We start from the raw sequence: 19370 nt of genomic DNA, 5'->3' as shown, positions 1-19370 counted from the left end.
CTCATGGACCTGAAAAAGGCGGACTGTGTGCCCGCCTTTTTCGATATGCGGTGGGGCTGGCCTCAGCTTTCGCGCGACAGGCAGTCCTTCAGATTGTTGGCGATCCCGCGCATGAGCTTGAAATAGAGATCCGGGCCCGCATCGAGCGTTGCTGCTTCGGGATCGAGTACTCCGGCCTTGGCCTTGGTGCCCTCGAGCACGACATCGACCAGTTTCGGCTGGAACTGCGGTTCGGCGAAGACGCAGGTTGCGCCAAGGTCCGCCACCTTCTTGTGTATCTCGGCGATCCGTTCTGCGCCGGGAATGGTTTCCGGGCTGACGGTGATCGAGCCGGCGACGCGCACCTTGTACCGGTTTTCGAAATATTGGTAGGCGTCGTGGAAGACGATGAAGGGCTTGTCCTTGACCGGTGACACGATGCCGGAGATCTCCTTGTCGAGCGCGTCGAGCTTGGCGTTCAGCGTCTCGGCATTGGCCTGGTAGGCAAGGGCGTTGGCTGGGTCGGCGGCCACCAGCGTGGTGGTGATCTCGGCGGCCATGGCCTTGGCGTTCATCGGGTCGAGCCAGAGGTGGGTGTCGAAGGCGCCGTGCCCGTGGTCATGGTCATGGTCGTGATCGCCATGTGCCTCGGCGGTGTGATCGTGATCATGACCGGCCGCTTCCTTGGCGTGGTCGTGGCCTGCCTCGTGCGCATCGCCATCATGGTCGCCATCGTCATGCGCCTCGAAGGCGCCGCCCTCGCGGAACTTCAGCTTGGTCAGGCCCGGCGCCTTGTCGAGTTCGGCGACGCTAGCATCCTCTCCGAGCGCTTCCAGCGGCTTTTCCAAAAAGGCTTCCATGCCCGGGCCGACCCAGAAGACGACCTTGGCATCCTGCAGCGCCTTGGCGTTGGAGGGCTTCATCGAATAGGTGTGCGGGGAGGCGGCGCCATCGACGATGAGTTCCGGCGTGCCGACGCCCTGCATGATGGCGGAGACCAGCGAGTGCACCGGCTTGATCGAGGTGACGACGACGGGGGCGTCGGCGCCGTGGGCCGTGCCGGCAAGGAGGAGGGCCGGGAGTGCGAGGCCTTGTAGCGCCAGGGAAAGGCCGGTCGCGAGTTTCATGTGCATGCTCCGCTTGAATTGCATAGGTAATGTTATTACATCAATTGCGTTATGCTATAACGTGTGCGATAGCAGGGCACAACAGCACTTTCGGAAAAATGATGCCATTACCCGCAAATTCCGAGGCGAGGCCGCTCGTTTCGCTTTCCAATGTCGGTGTCCGCAGAAACGGCCGCTGGCTGGTTCGCGGCGTCGATTTTTCAGTCTCGCGCGGCGAGATCGTGACGCTGATCGGCCCCAACGGTTCCGGCAAATCGACCACAGTGAAAACGGCGATCGGAGTGATGAAGGCCGACGAGGGCAAGGTAACCCGCGCCTCCGGTCTCAAGGTCGGCTATGTCCCGCAGAAGCTCGCCATCGACTGGACGCTGCCGCTCACCGTGCGCCGGCTGATGACGTTGACGGGGCCGCTTTCGGCAAGTGACATGAACGAGGCGCTCGATGCCGTCGGCCTTTCCCACATGCGCAATGCCGAGGTTCAGCATCTCTCCGGCGGCGAATTCCAGCGGGCGCTGATGGCGCGCGCCATTGCCCGCAAGCCCGATCTGCTCGTGCTCGACGAGCCCGTGCAGGGCGTCGATTTCTCCGGCGAGATCGCGATCTACGAGCTGATCAAGACGATCCGCAACACGACGGGTTGCGGCATCCTGCTGATTTCGCACGACCTGCATGTCGTCATGGCGGCGACCGATACCGTGATCTGCCTCAACGGCCATGTCTGCTGCCGGGGTACGCCGCAGGCGGTGACGCAGAGTGCGGAATATGTGCGCCTGTTCGGCAGCCGCGCGGCGCAGTCGCTTGCCGTCTATAGTCACGATCACGATCATACGCATCTCCCCGATGGCCGCGTTCTGCATGCGGATGGCTCGGTGACGGATCATTGCCACCCTGATGATGGCCACCACCACGGCCACGATCATGGCTCTCATGATCATTCCGGGCACTCTCATGATCATGCGCATCATGACCACGGACATGCGGGCCATGACCACGGGCATGCTGGCCATGACCACGCCCACCATCATACGGCCGATGACGGGCACGGGCACAAGCATCCGGCGGGAGGGCGCCATGTTTGACGATTTCTTCGTCCGCGCCATCATCGCCGGCGTCGGTCTGGCGCTGACCACGGGGCCGCTCGGCTGCTTCATCATCTGGCGGCGCATGGCCTATTTCGGCGATACGATCTCGCATTCGGCGCTGCTTGGTGTGGCTCTGTCGCTGCTCATGCAGTTCAACCTGACGCTCTCGGTCTTCGTCGTGGCGGCCGCCGTCTCGATCCTGCTGCTCCTGTTGCAGAAGCGGCAGGCGCTGTCGGCCGATGCGCTGCTCGGCATTCTCTCGCATGCGACGCTGGCGATCGGGCTTGTCATGGTCGCCTTCATGACGTGGGTGCGCATCGACCTCATCGCCTTCCTGTTCGGCGATATCCTCGCCGTCTCCAAGGCCGATATCGCCTTCATCTGGGGCGGCGGCATTCTGGTGCTCGGTGCGATCGCCTGGCTGTGGCGGCCGCTGCTCGCCTCGACCGTCAATCCCGAGCTTGCCGAAGCCGAAGGGCTAAAGCCGGAGCGCGCGCGGCTGTTCTTCATGCTGCTGATGGCCGTCGTCATCGCGATCGCGATGAAGATCGTCGGCATCATGCTGATCACGTCGCTGCTGATCATCCCGGCTGCCGCTGCACGTCGTTTCTCGTCGACGCCCGAGATCATGGCGGTACTCGCCTCGCTGATCGGGGCGGTTGCCGTGGTCGGCGGGCTGTTCGGCTCGCTCACCTACGACACGCCGTCGGGCCCTTCGATCGTGGTCGCGGCTCTCATTCTCTTCATTCTCAGCCTGCTGCCCAAATTCGGGCGGGGTCAGGCCGCCACGGAAGGACAAGGCTCATGAGCGCACCCGCACTGACCAAGAACCAGGCGCTTGTCTTCGACGTTCTCGAAAAGGCCGATGGCCCGCTCAGCGCCTACACGATCCTCGACAAGCTGCGCGACCACGGCTTTCGCGCGCCGCTGCAGGTCTATCGAGCGCTGGAGAAGCTGCTGGAATATGGCGTCGTGCACCGGCTCGAAAGCATCAACTCCTTCGTCGCCTGCGCGCATCCCGGCGAGAATTGCCACAGCCACGGCATCGTCGCCTTCGCCATCTGCGAGAGCTGCGGCCAGGTGATGGAATTCCACGACCACGAAGTCGACCATCGCCTGATGGACTGGACCAAGTCCAAGAAGTTCAAGGCCGAGAAGACGACGATCGAGATCCGCGGGCTTTGCGAGGCTTGCGCGGCGTAATTAATCCAGCCGCTTCAAATCGCGCGCAAAACGCTGCCAGTTCCCGACGTACTTTTCCGCCGAGCGCCTGAGGCCTTCGATCGCCTTGTCGTCAAGGGTGCGGATGGCGCGGGCGGGGGAGCCGACGATCAGGGAATTGTCGGGGAATTCCTTGCCTTCCGTTACCAGCGCATTGGCGCCGACGAGGCAGTTGTTGCCGATCTTCGCGCCGTTCAGCACCGTGGCGCCCATGCCAACAAGCGAATTGTTTCCGATCACGCAGCCATGGACAATCGCATGATGACCGATTGTGCAGCCTTCGCCGATCGTGAGGGGATAACCGGGATCGGTGTGCAGCATGGCGCCTTCCTGGATATTGGTCGCCGCGCCGACCGTAATCGGCTCGTTGTCCCCGCGCAGCACGGCGCCGAACCAGACGCCGACATCGGCGCCGAGGGTGACCTTGCCGATCACATGCGCATCCGGCGCGATCCAGTATGTGCCCGATGGCGGCAGATCCGGTTCGTGGCCCGAGAGCGCATAGATCGGCATGGTCGTTTCTCCCTTCAGAGCGTTTCCGCCTTTCTTCGAAAGGCAAAAATGCTCTATCTCTCTGTTACGCAATTCCGGACGCAAAACCGCGCTGCACTTTTGCTGGAATTGCTCTAGGCGACGTTGATCGACAGCTTGGCGATGCCGTCGATGCCGCAATCGATATGGTCGCCGCGCTTCACCGCGCCGACGCCAGCCGGCGTGCCGGTCATGATCACGTCGCCGGGGGCGAGTTCGAAGAGCTTCGAGAGTTCGGCGATGATTTCAGGCACCTTCCAGATCATCTGGTTGAGATCGCCATCCTGCACGCGCTTGCCATTGAGATCGAGCCAGACGCGGCCGGCATCGGGGTGGCCGAGCTTTGCGGCCGGGATGATCGAAGAGACCGGTGCGGAATGTTCGAAGGCTTTCGCCAGTTCCCACGGGCGGCCGAGCTTCTTGGCTTCGGCCTGCAGGTCGCGGCGTGTGAAATCGATGCCGACGGCATAGCCGTAGACGCAGTCGAGCGCGTTTTCGAGCGCGATATCCTTGCCGCCCGATTTCAGCGCCAGCACGCATTCGACCTCGAAATGGACGTCGTTCGACAGCGGCGGGTAGGGGAAGTCCTTGCCGTCGGCGAGAAGGTTGTCGGCGTTCTTCTGGAAGAAGAAGGGCGGCTCACGGCTCGGATCATGACCCATCTCGATGGCATGGTCGGCATAGTTGCGGCCGACGCAATAGACGCGACGCACCGGAAAGCGATCGGACGTGCCTTCGACGGGGATGAGGACGGGTGCTGGAAGCGGGATGACGGTGCCGGCGGCCGGGGTGGAAGAGGAGAGGGACATGAAATGCTCTTACAGTTTCCTTGATTCCGATCATCTTAGCCGCAAAAGCAAGCGTGGGGAAAGCGTGGAAGACCTCAATCGCTTGTGAGCCAAAACCCTCTCTGGCCTGCCGGCCATCTCCCCCACAAGGGGGGGAGAGGACCCGTGGAACCGTCTGCGCAATTTGAGGTTCGACAGCGCGGCCGGGTTAAGCCCTCCCCCTTGTGGGGAGGGTGGGGAGGGGATCTTTGTCATATGCTATTGTGCTTTGCGTTCCGGCATTGCTGCCCTGCGCGGGGAAACTGGCGTTTTCGCGCGCTTTGCGCTATGAGCGCGGCATGACAACATCGCATTTCTACATACAGGCGCTTGAAACACGGCGGCCGATCTTTGCGGTTGCACCCATGATCGACTGGACTGACCGTTTTTGCAGGTTTTTCCACCGGCAGCTGACGCGCAACGCGCTGCTCTATACGGAAATGGTCGTGGCCGACGCGATCATCCACGGGCCGCGCGAGCGGTTGCTGTCTTTCGACGCCGCCGAGCATCCGGTGGCGCTGCAGCTTGGCGGGTCTGATCCGGAGAAGCTGGTGAAAGCGCTGCAGATCGCGGCGCCCTATGGCTACGACGAGATCAACCTCAATGTCGGCTGTCCCTCGGACCGGGTGCAATCGGGCACCTTCGGGGCTTGCCTGATGCTGACGCCTGAGGTCGTGGCGGATTGCATCCGGGCGATGAAGAAGGTGTCCTCGGTGCCGGTTACCGTGAAGTGCCGGATCGGGGTGGACGAGCAGGAGCCGGAGAAGGCGCTGCCCGATCTTCTCGACCGGGTGCTCGATGCCGACGCCGACGCGATCTGGATCCATGCGCGCAAGGCCTGGCTGAAGGGCTTGTCGCCGAAGGAAAACCGCGAGATCCCGCCGCTCGATTACGACATCGTCTACCGCACCAAGCAGGCGCGGCCGGATGTGTTCATCGGCATCAATGGCGGCATTCAGACTCTCGATCAGGCTGAAGAGCATCTGCGGCATGTCGATGGCGTGATGCTCGGGCGGGCGGCCTATCAGAATGCCGGCGTGCTTGCCGATGTCGATCATCGCTTCTTTGGGGCGGAGGCTCAGGCCTTCGATTGGGAGCTTCTGCGCGATCGGATGATGGACTACGCGGCGCGGCACATCGCCGATGGCGGCCGGCTGCAGCAGGTGGCGCGGCATATGGTGGGGCTATTCACCGGCCTGCCGGGCGCGCGGCGGTATCGGCAGATTCTGTCCACCGATGCGGTGAAGGCTGGGGCCGGGCCAGAGGTGATTGCGGCGGCTTTCGCGGCGGTGGATTTTTCCGGTGTGGTGGAGGATGCGGTTAGCGCTTGAGGGGGCTAGGCACAACGTCTCCACGGCACACCAAAACCGCACGCCGCCCGGAAGCCCGTGTTTCCACCATTCCAAACTTCGCTCTGACGGGGCGCTGGAAATCACCTCGATTGAGTAAGTAAGATATGGCGCTTCCCAGCGCCCCGCTCGGCGGTTTTTATCCGCGACTTCGATCTCTCTGCCTTCTCGCCCAACTTCGCGGCGAGACCATGTGTGCCTCACAGGCACGTCCGGGCTCAACTCGGCACCCTCTTGCGAGGGAAACCGCCGTCACCGGAGGGAGATCATTTTCCGCGGACCCGGACCGTGAGGTTTTGCGTCCTACCCTCACGCTCCGCGCCGATCCCGCCTCGCCGGCACGCCTGCCGGTGTATCCAATGACGGGACGCCGACAGTGTAGGGCGGGGTTTCGGCGCGGGGAAAATTGTGGTGGTGATTTTTCGTGAATTGCTGATGTGCAAGCTACATCATGCCGACAGAGCGGCGGTCACGCCGCCGCCCTTGACCGACACCCCCCTACAAACTCCGACAAAACGCCAACGACGGCATGAAGAAATATTCCCCACCCTTCATCGTCACCGCCTGCGGTGTCGCGGTCGTGGTCGCGGTGGTCGTGCCGCCCCATTCGACCGGACAGTGGATGTCGGGGCGCGGGTTGGGGCTTTGGCCAATCACGAGGTCGAGGCCCGGCGCGCCGGCGCCTGGGGGGACGCGGGGGAAGCCGGGGTTGTTGGCCCAGGTCGATTGCGCGAACTCGAACTGCTCGGCGATATCGGCGTTGAAGGCCATGAACAGCAGGCCGACATCCTTGCTCGGCTTGTTTTCGATGCGGCCGTCATTGGGCTGGTCGGTGCGCACGCCATAGGTCTGGCCGCGCCGCGCCATGATGTGCAGGCGTTCGCCATCGACGGGCTCGAAGCCGCCGGAACCGCGCGGGTTGACCTTGCGGATATGGGCGAAGAACGGACACTTGGCGCCGCTGGGGTCGCTGTCATAGTCGAAGTCGTTGGGCACCGGGTGGTGGTTGCCGTCTGCGAACTGGGTGGTGAGCGGCGTGCCGTCCTCGAAGCGGCCGACCAGCATGGCGCCCGCCCGTTCTGCATCGTCGCCCTTCAGATGCAGCCGCTTGGCCAAGGCCTTTTCCTGCTTTTTGAACTGCTTTACGTTCTGCTCGAGCTTGCGGAACACGAAGTAGCTGCCGAAGTGCCTTGCGGGATCGGGGGCAGCGGTATCGGGCACGATCACGCGGTTCAGCGCAAAGGCCGGGTCCCAGTTGGTGGCGCCGTCGGCCGTCAGGCGCTCATCATCGATATCCTCGGTCAGGAACAGCGGTTGGCTGCGGCCATCGACATAGCCGAAGTGCTCGATGCCGTCGCCATTGCTGTTGTGCAGGCCGTGGCCCTTTTCCTCCCCGAGAATATGGACGCCGTGGCATCCCTGGATCAGGTGGCGCACCGCCGTCAGCGCCTTGTTGCGCGGGCCGGACATCTGGTCGCCGACGAGGATGACGGCGTGGATGACGTCACGGAAATGCGGTTCCCAGGTGCCAGGCGCCGGGTCGTTCAGGCCGGCATTCTTCATGCCGGAGCGGAACGAGGCGTCCGACGGGATTTTCGGAGCGGGAATCTGCAGCGCCGCGTAGCCATCGCCGGTGAGGCCGACGCTGACATAGGGCGTGCCCTTGGTGCCCGTCGCCTTGAAGGCCTTGACCTCCTGAAGATGGGTCTTTGCCGATTTCAGGAGTGGCGTGCCTGTCGGCGGCTGCGACAGCGCCTTCAGAAGCGCGCGGCCGCCGGCGGGGTCGGAAAACTTCAGGAACAGGATGGTCAGGAATTCGCGGGTGTGGGCCTTGACGATATTCGGTTGAAGTTCGTCGAGCATCACGGCGGCGTCTCCCGCAGCGCTCTCCCACGAAAGCGGTTGGGTCAGATCGAAAGGCATGGCTCCTCCTCCTCGGGGCTGGTCGGCCTAGGATGTCTTCATGCGCATGGCTGGAACTGCTCAGACCGACGGTTGATCTGCTGTTGTCTTGCTCAAGTCTAAAATCATCGATTTTTCGCAAGCGGTATCATCGCCGCCAGAGACTGGCGGGCGCATTGACGGCATGGATGCAATCTATCTGTGCTTGCTTTTTATGGTTGCATATGCAACCTGACATTTATATCTCACATTTTGCTAATAATCGCAATAGCTATTTAGAAGCAGGTACTTGGCCGGAATTTTTGCGCCAGAATGAAACGCTCGCCCTTTGGTGGTCGCTTAGCAAGAGGTTGCGTGTGGCGACGATAAGGCCATCCATAAGCACGGCGCGATCACGACAAATGTGATGGAACAAGGGCAGCGTTGCTGACGTTTCAAAAGCGCTGCCTGTCACAGCTCCACCCCGCCCATATCAGGGCGATCCCTCTCTTCGACGGCATCCGGATTTGCCCCGCTTCGCCGCCGCTTTCGGACGGAGGATTCGTTATGTCCGCATTGGAAAGCCTGCGCCGGCTGACGCCGCAGCAGCGCAATACCGTTATCGCCAGCTATCTCGGCTGGACGCTCGATGCCTTCGATTTCTTCATACTCGTCTTCGTTCTCAAATACATCGCCGCGGAATTCAAAACCGACGTTCCCGCCGTCTCGGTGGCGATCCTCTTGACGCTCGCGATGCGCCCCGTCGGCGCGCTGCTGTTCGGTCTGGCGTCAGATAAATACGGGCGGCGGATCACGCTGATGGTCAATGTGCTGCTCTATTCGATCTTCGAATTCCTCACCGGCTTCTCCACCGGGCTCACCATTTTCATCGTGCTGCGCGCGCTCTATGGCATTGCCATGGGCGGCGAGTGGGGTGTTGGCGCGTCGCTGGTGATGGAGACCGTGCCGGAGGAGAGCCGCGGCATCGTCTCCGGCATCCTGCAGGCCGGCTATCCATCGGGTTATCTCCTGGCCTCGATCGTGTTCTTCCTGCTCTTTCCCATCATCGGCTGGCGCGGCATGTTCTTTGTCGGCGCAGCACCGGCGCTTTTGGTGCTCTATATCCGCCGCAGCGTCAAGGAGAGCCCGGCCTTCCTGAAGCAGCAGGAGCGGGGACGCCGGCCGTTCCTGACGGTGCTCAGGGAGAATATTCCGCTGTTCATCTGGTCGGTGCTGCTAATGACGGCGTTCAATTTCTTCAGCCACGGCACGCAGGATCTTTATCCCACCTTCCTCGAGACGCAGCGCAACTACGACAGCTATACCACCGGTGCGATCGCCATCGTTTACAATATCGGCGCGATCTGCGGCGGGCTGTTCTTTGGGGCGCTGTCGCAGCGGATCGGTCGCAAGAAGGCGATCGTCATTGCCGCGCTGATCGCCGTGCCGGTGGCGCCGCTGTGGGTCTACGCGCCGGGTCCGGTGCTGCTTGCGATCGGCGCCTTCCTGATGCAGTTCTTCGTGCAGGGTGCCTGGGGCATCGTGCCCGTGCATCTCAACGAGCTTTCGCCGGATGAGGTCCGCAGCACCTTTCCGGGGTTTGCCTACCAGCTCGGCAATTTGCTGGCGTCGGGCAATGCCACGATCCAGTCCGGCCTCGCGGCTCACTGGAATGGCGACTACGCCTATGCGCTTTTGATCGTCGCCGGCATCGTGGCTGTTGTCGTGGCCGTGCTGGCGGCGTTCGGCTACGAGAAAAAAGATGTGCGCTTCGGCTCGGAGGATGCCGGAGAGCCGCACCGCGCCCTGCGCGCGTGAGCGGCAAGGGGCGGCCTCCGACAATCTGGGGCTGCCCCTTGCACCCGTATCGATCGATATGTAGTCTACCGCAGGTAGGCTTTTGTTAACGTTGAGTGGCTAGCGCTTTTCATCGAGGCGGTGTTTGCGCACCGGGCCTCGTCATCATCGTTCGATGGGTGCCGCAGTGAATTTTGCCTTTATGCTTCCGGTCATGATGCTGACCTTCGGCTGCACCTTCCTCGTCGTTTCAAGGTTCGGATCGCGCGAAGCCAGCCTTTGGGCGGTGGGTTTTCTCTCCGCTGCCTTCGCCTTCTCGGTGCCGATGTTTTTCGCCTGGCTGCCGATCCCCGTTCAGGCGCTCAGCGCCGACGCGCTCTTTCTCTCCGCTTTCTATTTCTACAGTGGCGCGCTCCTGAAGCGCTTTCGGCGGCCGCCGCGCATCGTTTTGCGGCTCGGCGTCTGCGTCGTGGCATATGCGGCGCTCGCCTATGCGGTGCTGGTGCTCGAGAGCCTGCCGGCCGAGCTTCTCATCAGCGATATCGCCTGCTCGGCCTTGCTGATTTTCGCGATCGGTTCTTCACTGCGCAGCACGCGCCGAGCGATCGACCGCATCCTGCTCGGCGTCGCCTCGTTGATCGTGCTTGAAGCGATCGTCCGCAATGCCATCCTGCTGGTGATATTCGCGCCTGGGGGCGATTTGGAGAGCTTCGGCACCTCCACTTACGCGTTTGTCATGCAGGCGGGCGCGTCGGTCATAGCGCTGCTCTTTGCGCTTTCGGCGCTGGCTGCGACGACGCTCGACACGATCGAGCGCTACCGGGATGCGGCCGAGAGCGATTCCCTGACCGGCCTGCTCAACCGGCGCGGCTTCGAGGAAACGGCGAGGAGGCTGAAGGCGCGGGGCGCGCTGAAGGGCGCGATACTCCTGTGCGACATCGACCATTTCAAGCGGATCAATGATACGTATGGCCACGCCGCCGGTGACAGCGTGATCGCGGGTCTCGCCGAACTCCTGAAGGCGCGCCTGCCTGAAGGAGCCTTTGCCGCGCGTTTCGGCGGCGAGGAGTTCGTAGCGTTCCTGCCGGGCGCGGAGCTCGCCGATGGCGGCAAGGTCGCGAATGCGATCCGGCTCGCCTTCTCGGCTGCCGGACAGCCCGATGTCGCCGGCGTCGGCAAGATCACCGCAAGCTTCGGCGTTGCCTGCGTGGCATCAAGCGACGCGTCGCTGACGGAAACGATCGGTCGTGCGGACGCGGCCCTCTACGCGGCCAAGGATGCCGGGCGCAACCGGGTGATGCTGGAAGGCACGCCGGCGCGGGAAGCGCCCGCCATTCACGTGGCGTCCTAGGCTCGCGTTGCCTTCGGTTCGATGTCGTTGAGCTTTGCCGATGCGCGCGGCGCGATTGCCTCGCGGCCGAGCATGAAAAGCGCCAGCGCGAAGAGCGCGACACCGCCATGCACCCAATAGGCGAGGCCATAGCCGCCCCGGTCGGTCAGCCATCCGGCGACCACGTTGCTCAGCGATGCGCCGATTCCCTGTACGGTCATCACCGCGCCGAGGCCGACGTTGAAGCGGCCGGTGCCGGCGAGAATCCGTTCGGCCGCGATCGGTGTCGCGATCCCGATCAGGCCGGCGCCGACTCCATCGAGAAACTGCACGGGATAGATCGAGCCGAAGCTCGGCACGCTGCCGGCGATCGCGCCACGCAACGGTAAAGCGCAGAGCGCGATGATGAAGACGGATGTCAGGCCGAAGCGCTTGATGAGGACGGGAGCGAGCAGCGCCATTGCAATCATCGACAGCTGCGACACGCCGGTGACGATCGCGGTGGTGCGAAAGGGCGTGCCGAGCTGGATGGAGAAGTTCTGGGCGATGAGCCGGCTCATCGGCGCATTGCCGAAGTGGAAGACCAGCAAGGTCAGCGCCAGCAGCACGAGACCGCGCGAATTTACCAGCACCGCATAGCCGGAGGGACTGGCTGCGGCGGCCGATCCATCGTCCGGTTCGTTGCCGAGGTCCTTGTCCTTGGTTAGGCCGCGGGCAACGTCGTTGTCGATATCCTCAGGGCGGATCGCCAGCGTGGCGACGATCGCGGCGAGCGCGGTGATGAGCATCAGGCCGATCACGCCGTTCAGCCCCCAGACGATGGTCGCGGCATAGACGCAGGCGAGCGAAAAGACGTTGCCCGCATGGTTCCAGAATTCGTTGCGGGCGACCTGCGCTGAGAATGCACTTTCGCCGACGAGCCCGAGCGTCAAGCCCATCAGCGCCGGGCCGATCACCGCGCCGACGATCGCGGTCATCGACTGGCCACCGAAAACCGAGGCATTTCCCGGGCTGGCAAGCGTCCAGAGTGCGGCTGCCGTGACCAGCATAACCGGCATGATGATCAGCAGGCGCTTGTGCGGCGAGGCATCGACAAGGGCTCCGAATAGGGGCGTGGCGATCAGGCCGAGAATACCGCCAAGGGTTGCCACGATACCCAATGTCATCGGGCTCCAGCCGTGCGTTGCAAGGAAGCCATCGAGAAAGGGGCCGAGGCCGTCGCGGGCATCGGCGAGGAAGAAATTGAGTACCGCGAGCGCCACCAGCGAGCGACCGGACAGACCACTGTTCGAAACTGAGTTCACGCCATGTCTCCGCCAAAGGGCCCATTGACCCGAGATCGCCAGAGACATCATTCGGGCTGCCTGGCTTCCGGTGCTGCCTCAAACGGTCGGTCCGGTGAAATGTTCCGGTGCGCGTGACGTTCTGATGTCTCGGAGACGATATATTTCGCGGAGGATCCCCGACCTCTTGAAGCCTTTCCGTTCAGCGGTACATGCTGCCGCCAACTTCAACTCTCGGGAATCACACATGCCCTTTGCCCTCAGCCCCGCGGCCATCTGGCCGATCGTCATGCTGCTTGCCTCCAACGTCTTCATGACATTTGCCTGGTACGGGCATCTCAAGCACAAGGGGACGGCGATTTTCGTCGCCATCATCGTCAGCTGGGCGATCGCCTTCTTCGAATACTGCCTGGCGGTGCCGGCCAATCGTATCGGCTCGGCGGTCTATTCGACCGCGCAGCTGAAGACGATGCAGGAGGTGATCACGCTTGTCGTATTCTCCGGCTTCTCGGTGTTCTGGCTGGGCGAGAGCCTGACGTGGAACCATGCGATTGGATTTGCGCTGATCGCGGTCGGAGCGTCTTTCATCTTTCGTGGCTGATTGCGATCCCGCCTGATGGGACCGGGTAAGTCATTGAATTACAAATTGTCCATGTCACGTCTCTGCCTCAATTTCCGACGGTTTTGACCGCAGCCTGTCACCATCCAGGGATATGGAGGTGACAGGTCATGAGTCTTTCCTTTCCGACGATGGCGGCGATCCGCTTCGGCTACGGTTTTCGGCCGGGCGAGGTGGCGGCGCAAGACAACGACGACCTGTTGCGGCAGGTGAACGCGGATGCGCGGGCACCGGTCGCGTTTCCTGTCGGCGGTATCGAGCAACGGCATCAGGTGATCGCTGACCTGCAGGCCAATCTGCGCGATCTCAGGCAAAGCGGCGACGATGACCAGACGCGTCGCGCGCGGCGCAAGGTTCTGCAGAAGCAGGCGCAGCGGACTTTCCAGCAGGATGCGAATGCGCGGCTGCTGCAGGCGGTGATGTCGCCCAACGGTTTTTACGAGCGGCTTTCCACCTTCTGGACCAATCATTTCTCCACCAGCGCTAACAAGAGCCTGTCGATGCGGATGCTCGTGCCGCTCTACGAGGCAGAAGCGATCCGTCCGCGTATCGGCGGACGCTTCGCCGATCTGTTGCGCAGCGCAACCGAGCATCCGGCGATGCTGATCTATCTCGATCAGGCGGAATCGCTGGGGCCGGATTCCAAGGGCGGCATGCGGCAGAAGAAGGGGCTCAACGAAAACCTCGGGCGCGAGTTGCTGGAACTGCATACGCTGGGCGCCGGCAGCGGCTATACGCAGGCCGATGTGCGGGCCGCCGCCATGGTTTTGACCGGGCTGACGATCGACCGGCAGGAGATGGACATGGCGTTTCGTCCCAACATCGCCGAGCCTGGCCGCCATGAGGTTCTCGGCGTCAGCTATGGTGGCGACAGGCGGCGGCCGGGCGATTATCTCGCGATGCTCGACGATCTCGCCGCCAATCCGAAGACGGCGGCGCATATCTGTCGCAAGCTCGCGGTGCATTTCGTTGCCGATCAGCCGGATGCCGGGCTGATCGCCGCGATGACCGGCGCCTGGAAGAAGACCGACGGCGATCTCAGGGCTGTCTACGGCGCCATGCTCGACCATCCCGCCGCCTGGGCGAACGAGGGCGCAAAGGCGCGCCAGCCATTCGATTTTGTCGTTGCCGGTCTCAGGGCACTGAACGCCGGCGCCGGCGATGGCAACGTCGTCGTCTTTCTCAAGGACAACCAGCAGGACGATGACGCGCAGGCTATGGGCGCGCAGGGCAATATGGCTCCGGGCGCTCCTGATATGGGCGGCGCGATGAATGGTGGCGCCAAGGGCGATATGAAGGGCGGAGACACCGCTGCTGGCGGCGGGACATCGATGATCGATGCCGGCGACGAGGACAGGGTGAAGCGCCGCAAGGCGATGCAGACGGCAAGGGCGCTAGGGCAGGGCGCGCTCAGGCGAATGGGGCAGCCGATCTGGTTGCCGCCGAGCCCCGCCGGCTTCGAGGAGAGTTTCTCGGCCTGGATCACGGCCAGCCAGCTGGCGGAACGGCTCGGCTGGGCGCGGCGGGCGACCGCGCAGTTCGGGCAGGGGCTCGATCCCCGTGAATTCCTGAAGGCAACGCTTGGCGATGCCGCGCGCGACGACACGATTCGCGTCGTCAGCCAGGCACCCAACAAGACAACCGGCCTGATGCTTGCGCTTGCGTCTCCCGAGTTCAACCGTCGATAGGAGCTTTGAAATGACCGATTTCACGCTATCGCGCCGCGGCTTCCTTGCTTCCGCCTGCTGCCTCGCGGCGGCCCCGATTCTTACCCCCGTCACCTTCGCGTCGATGCCGGGAGACAAGCGCTTCGTCACCATCGTTCTGCGCGGGGCGATGGACGGGCTGGCGCTGGTGCAGCCTTATGGCGATGCCGGTTTTGCCGCGTTCCGGCCGACGCTGGCACTGACGCCGGAGACCGGGCTCATCGATCTCGACGGGCATTTCGGTCTCCATCCTTCCGCCGCCGATCTGATGCCGCTGTGGCGAAGCCGCGAACTCGCCTTCGTGCATGCGGTGTCGACGCCCTATCGCGACCAGCGTAGTCATTTCGACGGGCAGGACATGCTGGAATCGGGCGGCGAGCACGTTTCGGAGGAGAAGACCGGGTGGCTCAATCGCGCGCTTGCTGTCATCCCGCGATCGGATGCGCGCAAGGCGATCGATGTGAACACCTCGACGGAGCTGATCCTCACCGGGCCCAACAACGTCGACGTCTGGGCGTCGGATTCCAATCTTGGGCCGGCCCGCGACGAGACGCAGTTCCTTCAGCGGCTTTACGCCGGCGACCCAGCTTTTGCCAAGGCGATGGAGGAGGCGACGCGCGCCAACAACGCATCCATGGTGGCCGAGCCCGGCGGGCCGCGCGGACAGAAGGTGGCAGATGTGGCGGCCCTTGCCGGCAACATGCTGAAGGGCGATTACAGGATCGCCAGCTTCTCCATTACTGGCTGGGACACGCATGTCGGCCAGATCGGCCAGTTCAAGCGCCCGGTGCAGGATCTGACGGAGGCCATCACCACACTGAAATCGACGCTGGGGCCGGATATCTGGTCGAAGACCGTGGTGCTTGCGATGACCGAATTCGGCCGGACGGTTCGGGAGAATGGATCCGGAGGGACCGACCATGGCACGGGCGGCTGTGCCGTGCTGGCGGGTGGCGCGATCAATGGCGGTCGCATCCTCGGTCGCTGGCCGGGGCTTGGCGATCAGCAACTGCTCGATGAGCGCGATCTGGCGCCGACCGCCGATGTGCGGGAGATCGCCGCCGCCATGCTTTACCGGCAGTTCGACGTGAGTATGGATGATCTGACGGCCAAGATATTTCCGGGTGTCACCTTCGACAAGGGATCGCAGTTCCTGCGGTCTTGAGCCGACGAGCTGGTGTGATCAACGCTCGACGAAGGCGCGCAGGCGTTCCAGCGCGTCGTCCCACTGCCGGGAGACGCCGTCGAGATAGGCGCGCATGATATCGATGCGGTCACGGCGGAAACTGTAATGGCTTTCGCGACCGACCTTGATGCTTTCAACGAGGCCGGCTTTTTCAAGGACAGTCAGGTGCTTGGTGATGGCCTGGCGTGTCAGCGCCGTGCCGCCGGAGAGGCCGGCGATCGAGGACGGATGGCCGTCGCTCAGCGCTGTCAGCAACGACAGACGAGTGGGGTCGCCGAGCGCCGCGAAAAGTGCGGCGGCGTCTCGGCCGGCCGTGGTGGCGCCAGGGTTCGACATTTGCTCAGCGTTCGACATGGGCCTTGATGTTCTTGATCTGCTCGGCCCATCCGCCGTCGTTCATGCGGAAGGCCTCGGCGCGGCGGTATTTGGGCACCTTGTCGAAGCCGGATTCGGTGATGGTCAGCCGGGTGCCCTTCGATATCGGCTCCAGACGGAATTCGACCAGCGTCGGGATTTCGGCGGAATAGTCTCTATCCGGATCGACCGCATAGGGGAGCCAGGTGAAGGAAAACAGCGTTGGTTCCTCGATGCGCTTGACGGTGACCGTCCAGCGGAGGTGCTCGTAGCCGGGATAGAGGATCTTGCCCGTGGCTTCCTCTCCGGCGACGAAGGGCGCGTCGATCTTCACGCGGAACCATTCGCCGAATTCACGGTAATCGCTGATGGCCTGCCACACGCGGGCAACAGGGGCATTGAGTTCAATGGTCTTTTCGATGCGATCAGACATATTGGCAACCTCCTGGTTGCCCTTTTGTCGCGCGGTTCGTTGAGAAAGGCAACCGAAAAGTTGCCTTTCTCGAATTTTGAACTATTCGGCCGGAACCGGCTTGGGCTGGCCGTTCTCGTCGAGCGCCACCATGATGAAGGTGCCGGCGGTGACCTTTTCCATCTTGTTGTAGCGGGCCCGGGTCGCCCAGGCCTCAATACAGAGGGTGATCGAGGTGCGGCCGACGCGCTCGATCTCGGTATAGATGGACAGCGTATCGCCGATCTTGACGGGCAGGGCGAAGGCCATTTCCTTGACGGCGGCGGTCACGACGCGGCCCTTGGCGCGCTCGGCGGCCGAGATGCCCGATGCAAGGTCCATCTGTGCCATGACCCATCCGCCGAAAATGTCACCGGCCGGGTTGGCATCGGCGGGCATCGCCATGGTCCTCAGGGTCAGCGTGCCTCTCGGCTTGGGGGCTTCGGTCATTGGCGCTCCTTTTTGAAGGCGGATTTTCAGGTCGATTCCTGCGGACCCTAGCGTATCGGCCGAAAAACCGAAATCGGAGCGTTCCGACAAAAGTGTCACGGCCTTGCGGCCACACGTCTCTTCCATGCTCCGCAATCGCCATTCGATCGCCGTCAGCGAGCAATCCTGCTGATCTCGCTTGAGTTTTCGCCCTCCGGTAGTAAGGTCGCGGTGGGACATTGAAAATGGGGGCTTTCGATGCGGCTTTGCGCGATGGGTGTGGCGACCGTGAGCCTTGCGCTGTTTTCCGCTCTTCCATTCATTTCAAGGCAGGCCGTCGCTGCCGATTTCGACAACAGCCGGATCGCGCCGGAGCGCGAGTGGGCCGTCATCGTCAGCCCCTACGTGTGGGCCGCATCGCTGAATGGCAGCGGATCGCTGGCCGGTTTTGATACGGATGTCGACGTTCCGTTCTCCGATATCTTCGACCATCTCGATTTCGCTCTCATGGGCAATATCGAGATCACCAATGGCCAATGGGGCGTCTATTTCGACGGCCAGCATGTGAAGACAAGCCAGGACGAGCAGGTGTTCTCACGCGAGATCGGTCTCGACATCACCACGACCACCCTGGCGGCCGGTGCCTTCTTCAAGGCCTATAAGGCGGTGCTCGGCGGCGACACGGTGTTTGGCAAGCCGCGAACGCTGTCGATCGAGCCGACCGCTGGTGTGCGCTGGACGAAGCTCGAGGCCGATGTCGCGGCGTTCGGCCTTCGCGCGTCGAAGAGTTCCGACTGGACCGATCCCTTCGTCGGCCTGCGGATGAATGCCGATCTCACCGAACGCTGGAACCTGTTTGCCGAGGCCGATGTCGGTGGCTTCGGCGTAGGGTCGAAGGTGAGCGTCAACGCACAGGCCTATCTCGGCTATCGCACTATGATGCTCGGTCATCCGACCGTGCTCAGGGCAGGGTACAGGCTTCTCTATCAGGATTACGAAAACGACGACTTCACCGGCGCTAACAAGTTCAAATGGGACGTCAGCCAGCACGGCCCTGCGATCGGGTTTTCCATGCGCTTCTAGCTTCCGCGATCACCGATATTGGAGAAGCCCCGTGTCTTCGAACCGCCGTCCATCTCGTTCACGCGCTCGCACGGTCGCGACTGCCGTCATCGCGTCCGCGCTGCTTTTCGCCGATGTTGCCGATGCCTGCACCCGCCTTGTCTATCTCGGCCCCGATGCGAACGTCATCACCGCGCGGTCGATGGACTGGAAGAGCGATATCACCACCAATCTCTACATCCTTCCACGCGGCGCAGAGCGCAGCGGCAAGGCCGGGCCGAATTCCATTCATTGGACCTCGAAATACGGGAGCGTTGTCGCGACCGGCTATGATGTGTCGACCACCGATGGGGTGAACGAGGCGGGGCTGAACGCGAACCTCTTGTGGCTGGTCGAATCCGAATATCCGCCCTTCGACAAGTCCAGCAAGCCCGGTCTGACCATCGCGGCCTGGGCGCAATATGTGCTCGATAATTTCGCCACCGTTGACGAGGCCGTGGAGGCGCTCCGCCAGGAGCCTTTCACTGTCGTCACCGACAATGTGCCTGGCGAGAACCGGCTGACGACGCTGCATCTGTCGATGTCCGATGCGACAGGGGATAGCGCCATCGTCGAATATATCGGCGGCAAGCAGGTCATCCATCACGATCGCAAATATCAGGTGATGACCAACTCGCCGATCTTCGACCAGCAGCTCGCCTTGAACTCCTATTGGAAGCAGATCGGCGGAACCGTCATGCTGCCGGGCACCAACCGGGCGGCCGATCGCTTCGCGCGCGCCTCCTTCTATGTCAACGCGATCCCCAAGGACGAGAGCCCCAACCGGGCGCTCGCAAGCGTTTTCAGCGTCATCCGCAATGTCTCGGTGCCCTATGGCCTCAATACGCCTGAGGAGCCGAACATTTCGTCGACGCGCTGGCGCACCGTGTTCGATCACAAGCGCAAGCTCTACTTCTTCGAGTCGGCGCTGACGCCGAATACTTTCTGGGTCGATTTGAAGACGATCGACTTCGCCAAGGAGACCGGCAAGGTGAAACGGCTCGACCTTGGCGAGAGCCAGGACCATACCTATTCCGGCAACGCGACATCGGAATTCAAGGATGCCAAGCCCTTCGTGTTTCTTGGCCTTGGTGAGTAGAAGGCGCGCGGCAAGGCT

At 62.7% G+C, this 19370-nt stretch carries 19 protein-coding genes; 11 read left to right on the top strand and 8 right to left on the bottom strand.

Going from position 1 to position 19370, the window contains the following annotated elements:
* Positions 1 to 62: 62 nt before the first annotated feature.
* Entirely contained in the window at positions 63 to 1106 is a 1044-nt protein-coding gene (gene znuA / locus D460_RS0121330) for a zinc ABC transporter substrate-binding protein ZnuA (protein WP_018900626.1), read from the bottom strand.
* Between the two features lie 101 nt (positions 1107 to 1207).
* On the opposite strand from znuA, the gene D460_RS0121325 reads away from it, so the two are divergent.
* The 3 genes from D460_RS0121325 to D460_RS0121315 are packed head-to-tail and all read left to right on the top strand — an operon-like array spanning position 1208 to position 3391.
* Positions 1208 to 2185, top strand: coding sequence for a metal ABC transporter ATP-binding protein (locus D460_RS0121325; RefSeq protein WP_018900625.1), 978 nt, complete (start codon positions 1208 to 1210; stop codon positions 2183 to 2185).
* Entirely contained in the window at positions 2178 to 2996 is an 819-nt protein-coding gene (locus D460_RS0121320; RefSeq protein ID WP_018900624.1) for an iron chelate uptake ABC transporter family permease subunit, read from the top strand. The genes D460_RS0121325 and D460_RS0121320 overlap by 8 nt, the downstream gene beginning before the upstream one ends.
* A complete protein-coding gene (locus D460_RS0121315) occupies positions 2993 to 3391 on the top strand; it encodes a Fur family transcriptional regulator (protein ID WP_018900623.1) in 399 nt (132 codons plus the stop codon). The genes D460_RS0121320 and D460_RS0121315 overlap by 4 nt, the downstream gene beginning before the upstream one ends.
* Here the strand turns inward: D460_RS0121315 and D460_RS0121310 are convergent, their stop codons facing one another.
* Together D460_RS0121310 and D460_RS0121305 are read right to left on the bottom strand one after the other, a co-directional pair.
* Positions 3392 to 3922 carry a gamma carbonic anhydrase family protein gene (locus D460_RS0121310; protein ID WP_018900622.1) on the bottom strand — a complete coding sequence of 177 codons (531 nt, stop codon included), beginning with the start codon at positions 3920 to 3922 and terminating at the stop codon, positions 3392 to 3394.
* 113 nt (positions 3923 to 4035) lie between these two features.
* Positions 4036 to 4749 (bottom strand): fumarylacetoacetate hydrolase family protein, encoded by a 714-nt coding sequence (locus D460_RS0121305; protein ID WP_018900621.1) that lies wholly within the window; start codon positions 4747 to 4749, stop codon positions 4036 to 4038.
* A gap of 317 nt (positions 4750 to 5066) precedes the next feature.
* Here D460_RS0121305 and dusA point away from each other — a divergent pair, with 317 nt between their 5' ends.
* Positions 5067 to 6098 (top strand): tRNA dihydrouridine(20/20a) synthase DusA, encoded by a 1032-nt coding sequence (dusA, locus tag D460_RS0121300; protein WP_037111803.1) that lies wholly within the window; start codon positions 5067 to 5069, stop codon positions 6096 to 6098.
* A 516-nt stretch (positions 6099 to 6614) separates the two neighbouring features.
* Here dusA and D460_RS0121295 read toward each other — a convergent pair.
* Positions 6615 to 8039, bottom strand: a complete 1425-nt coding sequence (locus tag D460_RS0121295; protein ID WP_018900619.1) for a hypothetical protein — start codon at positions 8037 to 8039, stop codon at positions 6615 to 6617.
* Positions 8040 to 8564: 525 nt separating this feature from the next.
* Between D460_RS0121295 and D460_RS0121290 the strand changes: the two genes are divergently transcribed.
* Together D460_RS0121290 and D460_RS0121285 are read left to right on the top strand one after the other, a co-directional pair.
* Positions 8565 to 9815 (top strand): MFS transporter, encoded by a 1251-nt coding sequence (locus D460_RS0121290; RefSeq protein WP_018900618.1) that lies wholly within the window; start codon positions 8565 to 8567, stop codon positions 9813 to 9815.
* Positions 9816 to 9981: 166 nt separating this feature from the next.
* Positions 9982 to 11145, top strand: coding sequence for a GGDEF domain-containing protein (locus tag D460_RS0121285; protein ID WP_245267777.1), 1164 nt, complete (start codon positions 9982 to 9984; stop codon positions 11143 to 11145).
* Here D460_RS0121285 and D460_RS0121280 read toward each other — a convergent pair.
* On the bottom strand, positions 11142 to 12428 hold the full coding sequence (locus tag D460_RS0121280; protein WP_018900616.1) for an MFS transporter: 1287 nt from the start codon (positions 12426 to 12428) through the stop codon (positions 11142 to 11144). The genes D460_RS0121285 and D460_RS0121280 overlap by 4 nt on opposite strands.
* A 226-nt stretch (positions 12429 to 12654) precedes the next feature.
* Between D460_RS0121280 and D460_RS0121275 the strand changes: the two genes are divergently transcribed.
* The 3 genes from D460_RS0121275 (at position 12655) to D460_RS0121265 (ending at position 15897) form a co-directional block, all read left to right on the top strand.
* Positions 12655 to 13008, top strand: coding sequence for a DMT family protein (locus tag D460_RS0121275; protein ID WP_018900615.1), 354 nt, complete (start codon positions 12655 to 12657; stop codon positions 13006 to 13008).
* A gap of 128 nt (positions 13009 to 13136) precedes the next feature.
* Complete coding sequence (locus tag D460_RS0121270) at positions 13137 to 14714, top strand: DUF1800 domain-containing protein (RefSeq protein ID WP_018900614.1); 1578 nt, start codon at positions 13137 to 13139, stop codon at positions 14712 to 14714.
* Between the two features lie 10 nt (positions 14715 to 14724).
* Positions 14725 to 15897 carry a DUF1501 domain-containing protein gene (locus tag D460_RS0121265; protein ID WP_018900613.1) on the top strand — a complete coding sequence of 391 codons (1173 nt, stop codon included), beginning with the start codon at positions 14725 to 14727 and terminating at the stop codon, positions 15895 to 15897.
* A gap of 18 nt (positions 15898 to 15915) precedes the next feature.
* On the opposite strand, the gene D460_RS33445 is transcribed toward D460_RS0121265, so the two are convergent.
* From D460_RS33445 to D460_RS0121250, 3 genes are all read right to left on the bottom strand, one after another.
* Complete coding sequence (locus tag D460_RS33445) at positions 15916 to 16254, bottom strand: metalloregulator ArsR/SmtB family transcription factor (RefSeq protein WP_018900612.1); 339 nt, start codon at positions 16252 to 16254, stop codon at positions 15916 to 15918.
* A 4-nt stretch (positions 16255 to 16258) separates the two neighbouring features.
* Positions 16259 to 16705, bottom strand: a complete 447-nt coding sequence (locus tag D460_RS0121255; RefSeq protein WP_018900611.1) for an SRPBCC family protein — start codon at positions 16703 to 16705, stop codon at positions 16259 to 16261.
* A gap of 81 nt (positions 16706 to 16786) precedes the next feature.
* Positions 16787 to 17173 carry an acyl-CoA thioesterase gene (locus tag D460_RS0121250; RefSeq protein ID WP_026283372.1) on the bottom strand — a complete coding sequence of 129 codons (387 nt, stop codon included), beginning with the start codon at positions 17171 to 17173 and terminating at the stop codon, positions 16787 to 16789.
* A gap of 237 nt (positions 17174 to 17410) precedes the next feature.
* On the opposite strand from D460_RS0121250, the gene D460_RS0121245 reads away from it, so the two are divergent.
* Together D460_RS0121245 and D460_RS0121240 are read left to right on the top strand one after the other, a co-directional pair.
* The gene (locus D460_RS0121245) at positions 17411 to 18235 is read left to right on the top strand and encodes a hypothetical protein (RefSeq protein ID WP_245267776.1); all 825 of its coding nucleotides are present in this window, start codon (positions 17411 to 17413) and stop codon (positions 18233 to 18235) included.
* An 88-nt stretch (positions 18236 to 18323) separates the two neighbouring features.
* Positions 18324 to 19352 (top strand): linear amide C-N hydrolase, encoded by a 1029-nt coding sequence (locus tag D460_RS0121240; protein WP_051110815.1) that lies wholly within the window; start codon positions 18324 to 18326, stop codon positions 19350 to 19352.
* Positions 19353 to 19370: the final 18 nt, after the last annotated feature.

The sequence above is a fragment of the Rhizobium sp. 2MFCol3.1 genome (assembly GCF_000377565.1).
Lineage (GTDB): Bacteria > Pseudomonadota > Alphaproteobacteria > Rhizobiales > Rhizobiaceae > Rhizobium.
Note: the sequence above shows the minus strand (reverse complement) of the source record. Positions and strands in the feature narration are given on the sequence as shown.

Coding starts and splice junctions, on each gene's coding strand:
- znuA (WP_018900626.1), bottom strand. CDS start 1,106: ATGAAACTCGCGACCGGCCTTTCCCTGGCGCTACAAGGCCTCGCACTC.
- D460_RS0121325 (WP_018900625.1), top strand. CDS start 1,208: ATGCCATTACCCGCAAATTCCGAGGCGAGGCCGCTCGTTTCGCTTTCC.
- D460_RS0121320 (WP_018900624.1), top strand. CDS start 2,178: ATGTTTGACGATTTCTTCGTCCGCGCCATCATCGCCGGCGTCGGTCTG.
- D460_RS0121315 (WP_018900623.1), top strand. CDS start 2,993: ATGAGCGCACCCGCACTGACCAAGAACCAGGCGCTTGTCTTCGACGTT.
- D460_RS0121310 (WP_018900622.1), bottom strand. CDS start 3,922: ATGCCGATCTATGCGCTCTCGGGCCACGAACCGGATCTGCCGCCATCG.
- D460_RS0121305 (WP_018900621.1), bottom strand. CDS start 4,749: ATGTCCCTCTCCTCTTCCACCCCGGCCGCCGGCACCGTCATCCCGCTT.
- dusA (WP_037111803.1), top strand. CDS start 5,067: ATGACAACATCGCATTTCTACATACAGGCGCTTGAAACACGGCGGCCG.
- D460_RS0121295 (WP_018900619.1), bottom strand. CDS start 8,039: ATGCCTTTCGATCTGACCCAACCGCTTTCGTGGGAGAGCGCTGCGGGA.
- D460_RS0121290 (WP_018900618.1), top strand. CDS start 8,565: ATGTCCGCATTGGAAAGCCTGCGCCGGCTGACGCCGCAGCAGCGCAAT.
- D460_RS0121275 (WP_018900615.1), top strand. CDS start 12,655: ATGCCCTTTGCCCTCAGCCCCGCGGCCATCTGGCCGATCGTCATGCTG.
- D460_RS0121270 (WP_018900614.1), top strand. CDS start 13,137: ATGAGTCTTTCCTTTCCGACGATGGCGGCGATCCGCTTCGGCTACGGT.
- D460_RS0121265 (WP_018900613.1), top strand. CDS start 14,725: ATGACCGATTTCACGCTATCGCGCCGCGGCTTCCTTGCTTCCGCCTGC.
- D460_RS33445 (WP_018900612.1), bottom strand. CDS start 16,254: ATGTCGAACCCTGGCGCCACCACGGCCGGCCGAGACGCCGCCGCACTT.
- D460_RS0121255 (WP_018900611.1), bottom strand. CDS start 16,705: ATGTCTGATCGCATCGAAAAGACCATTGAACTCAATGCCCCTGTTGCC.
- D460_RS0121250 (WP_026283372.1), bottom strand. CDS start 17,173: ATGACCGAAGCCCCCAAGCCGAGAGGCACGCTGACCCTGAGGACCATG.
- D460_RS0121245 (WP_245267776.1), top strand. CDS start 17,411: ATGCGGCTTTGCGCGATGGGTGTGGCGACCGTGAGCCTTGCGCTGTTT.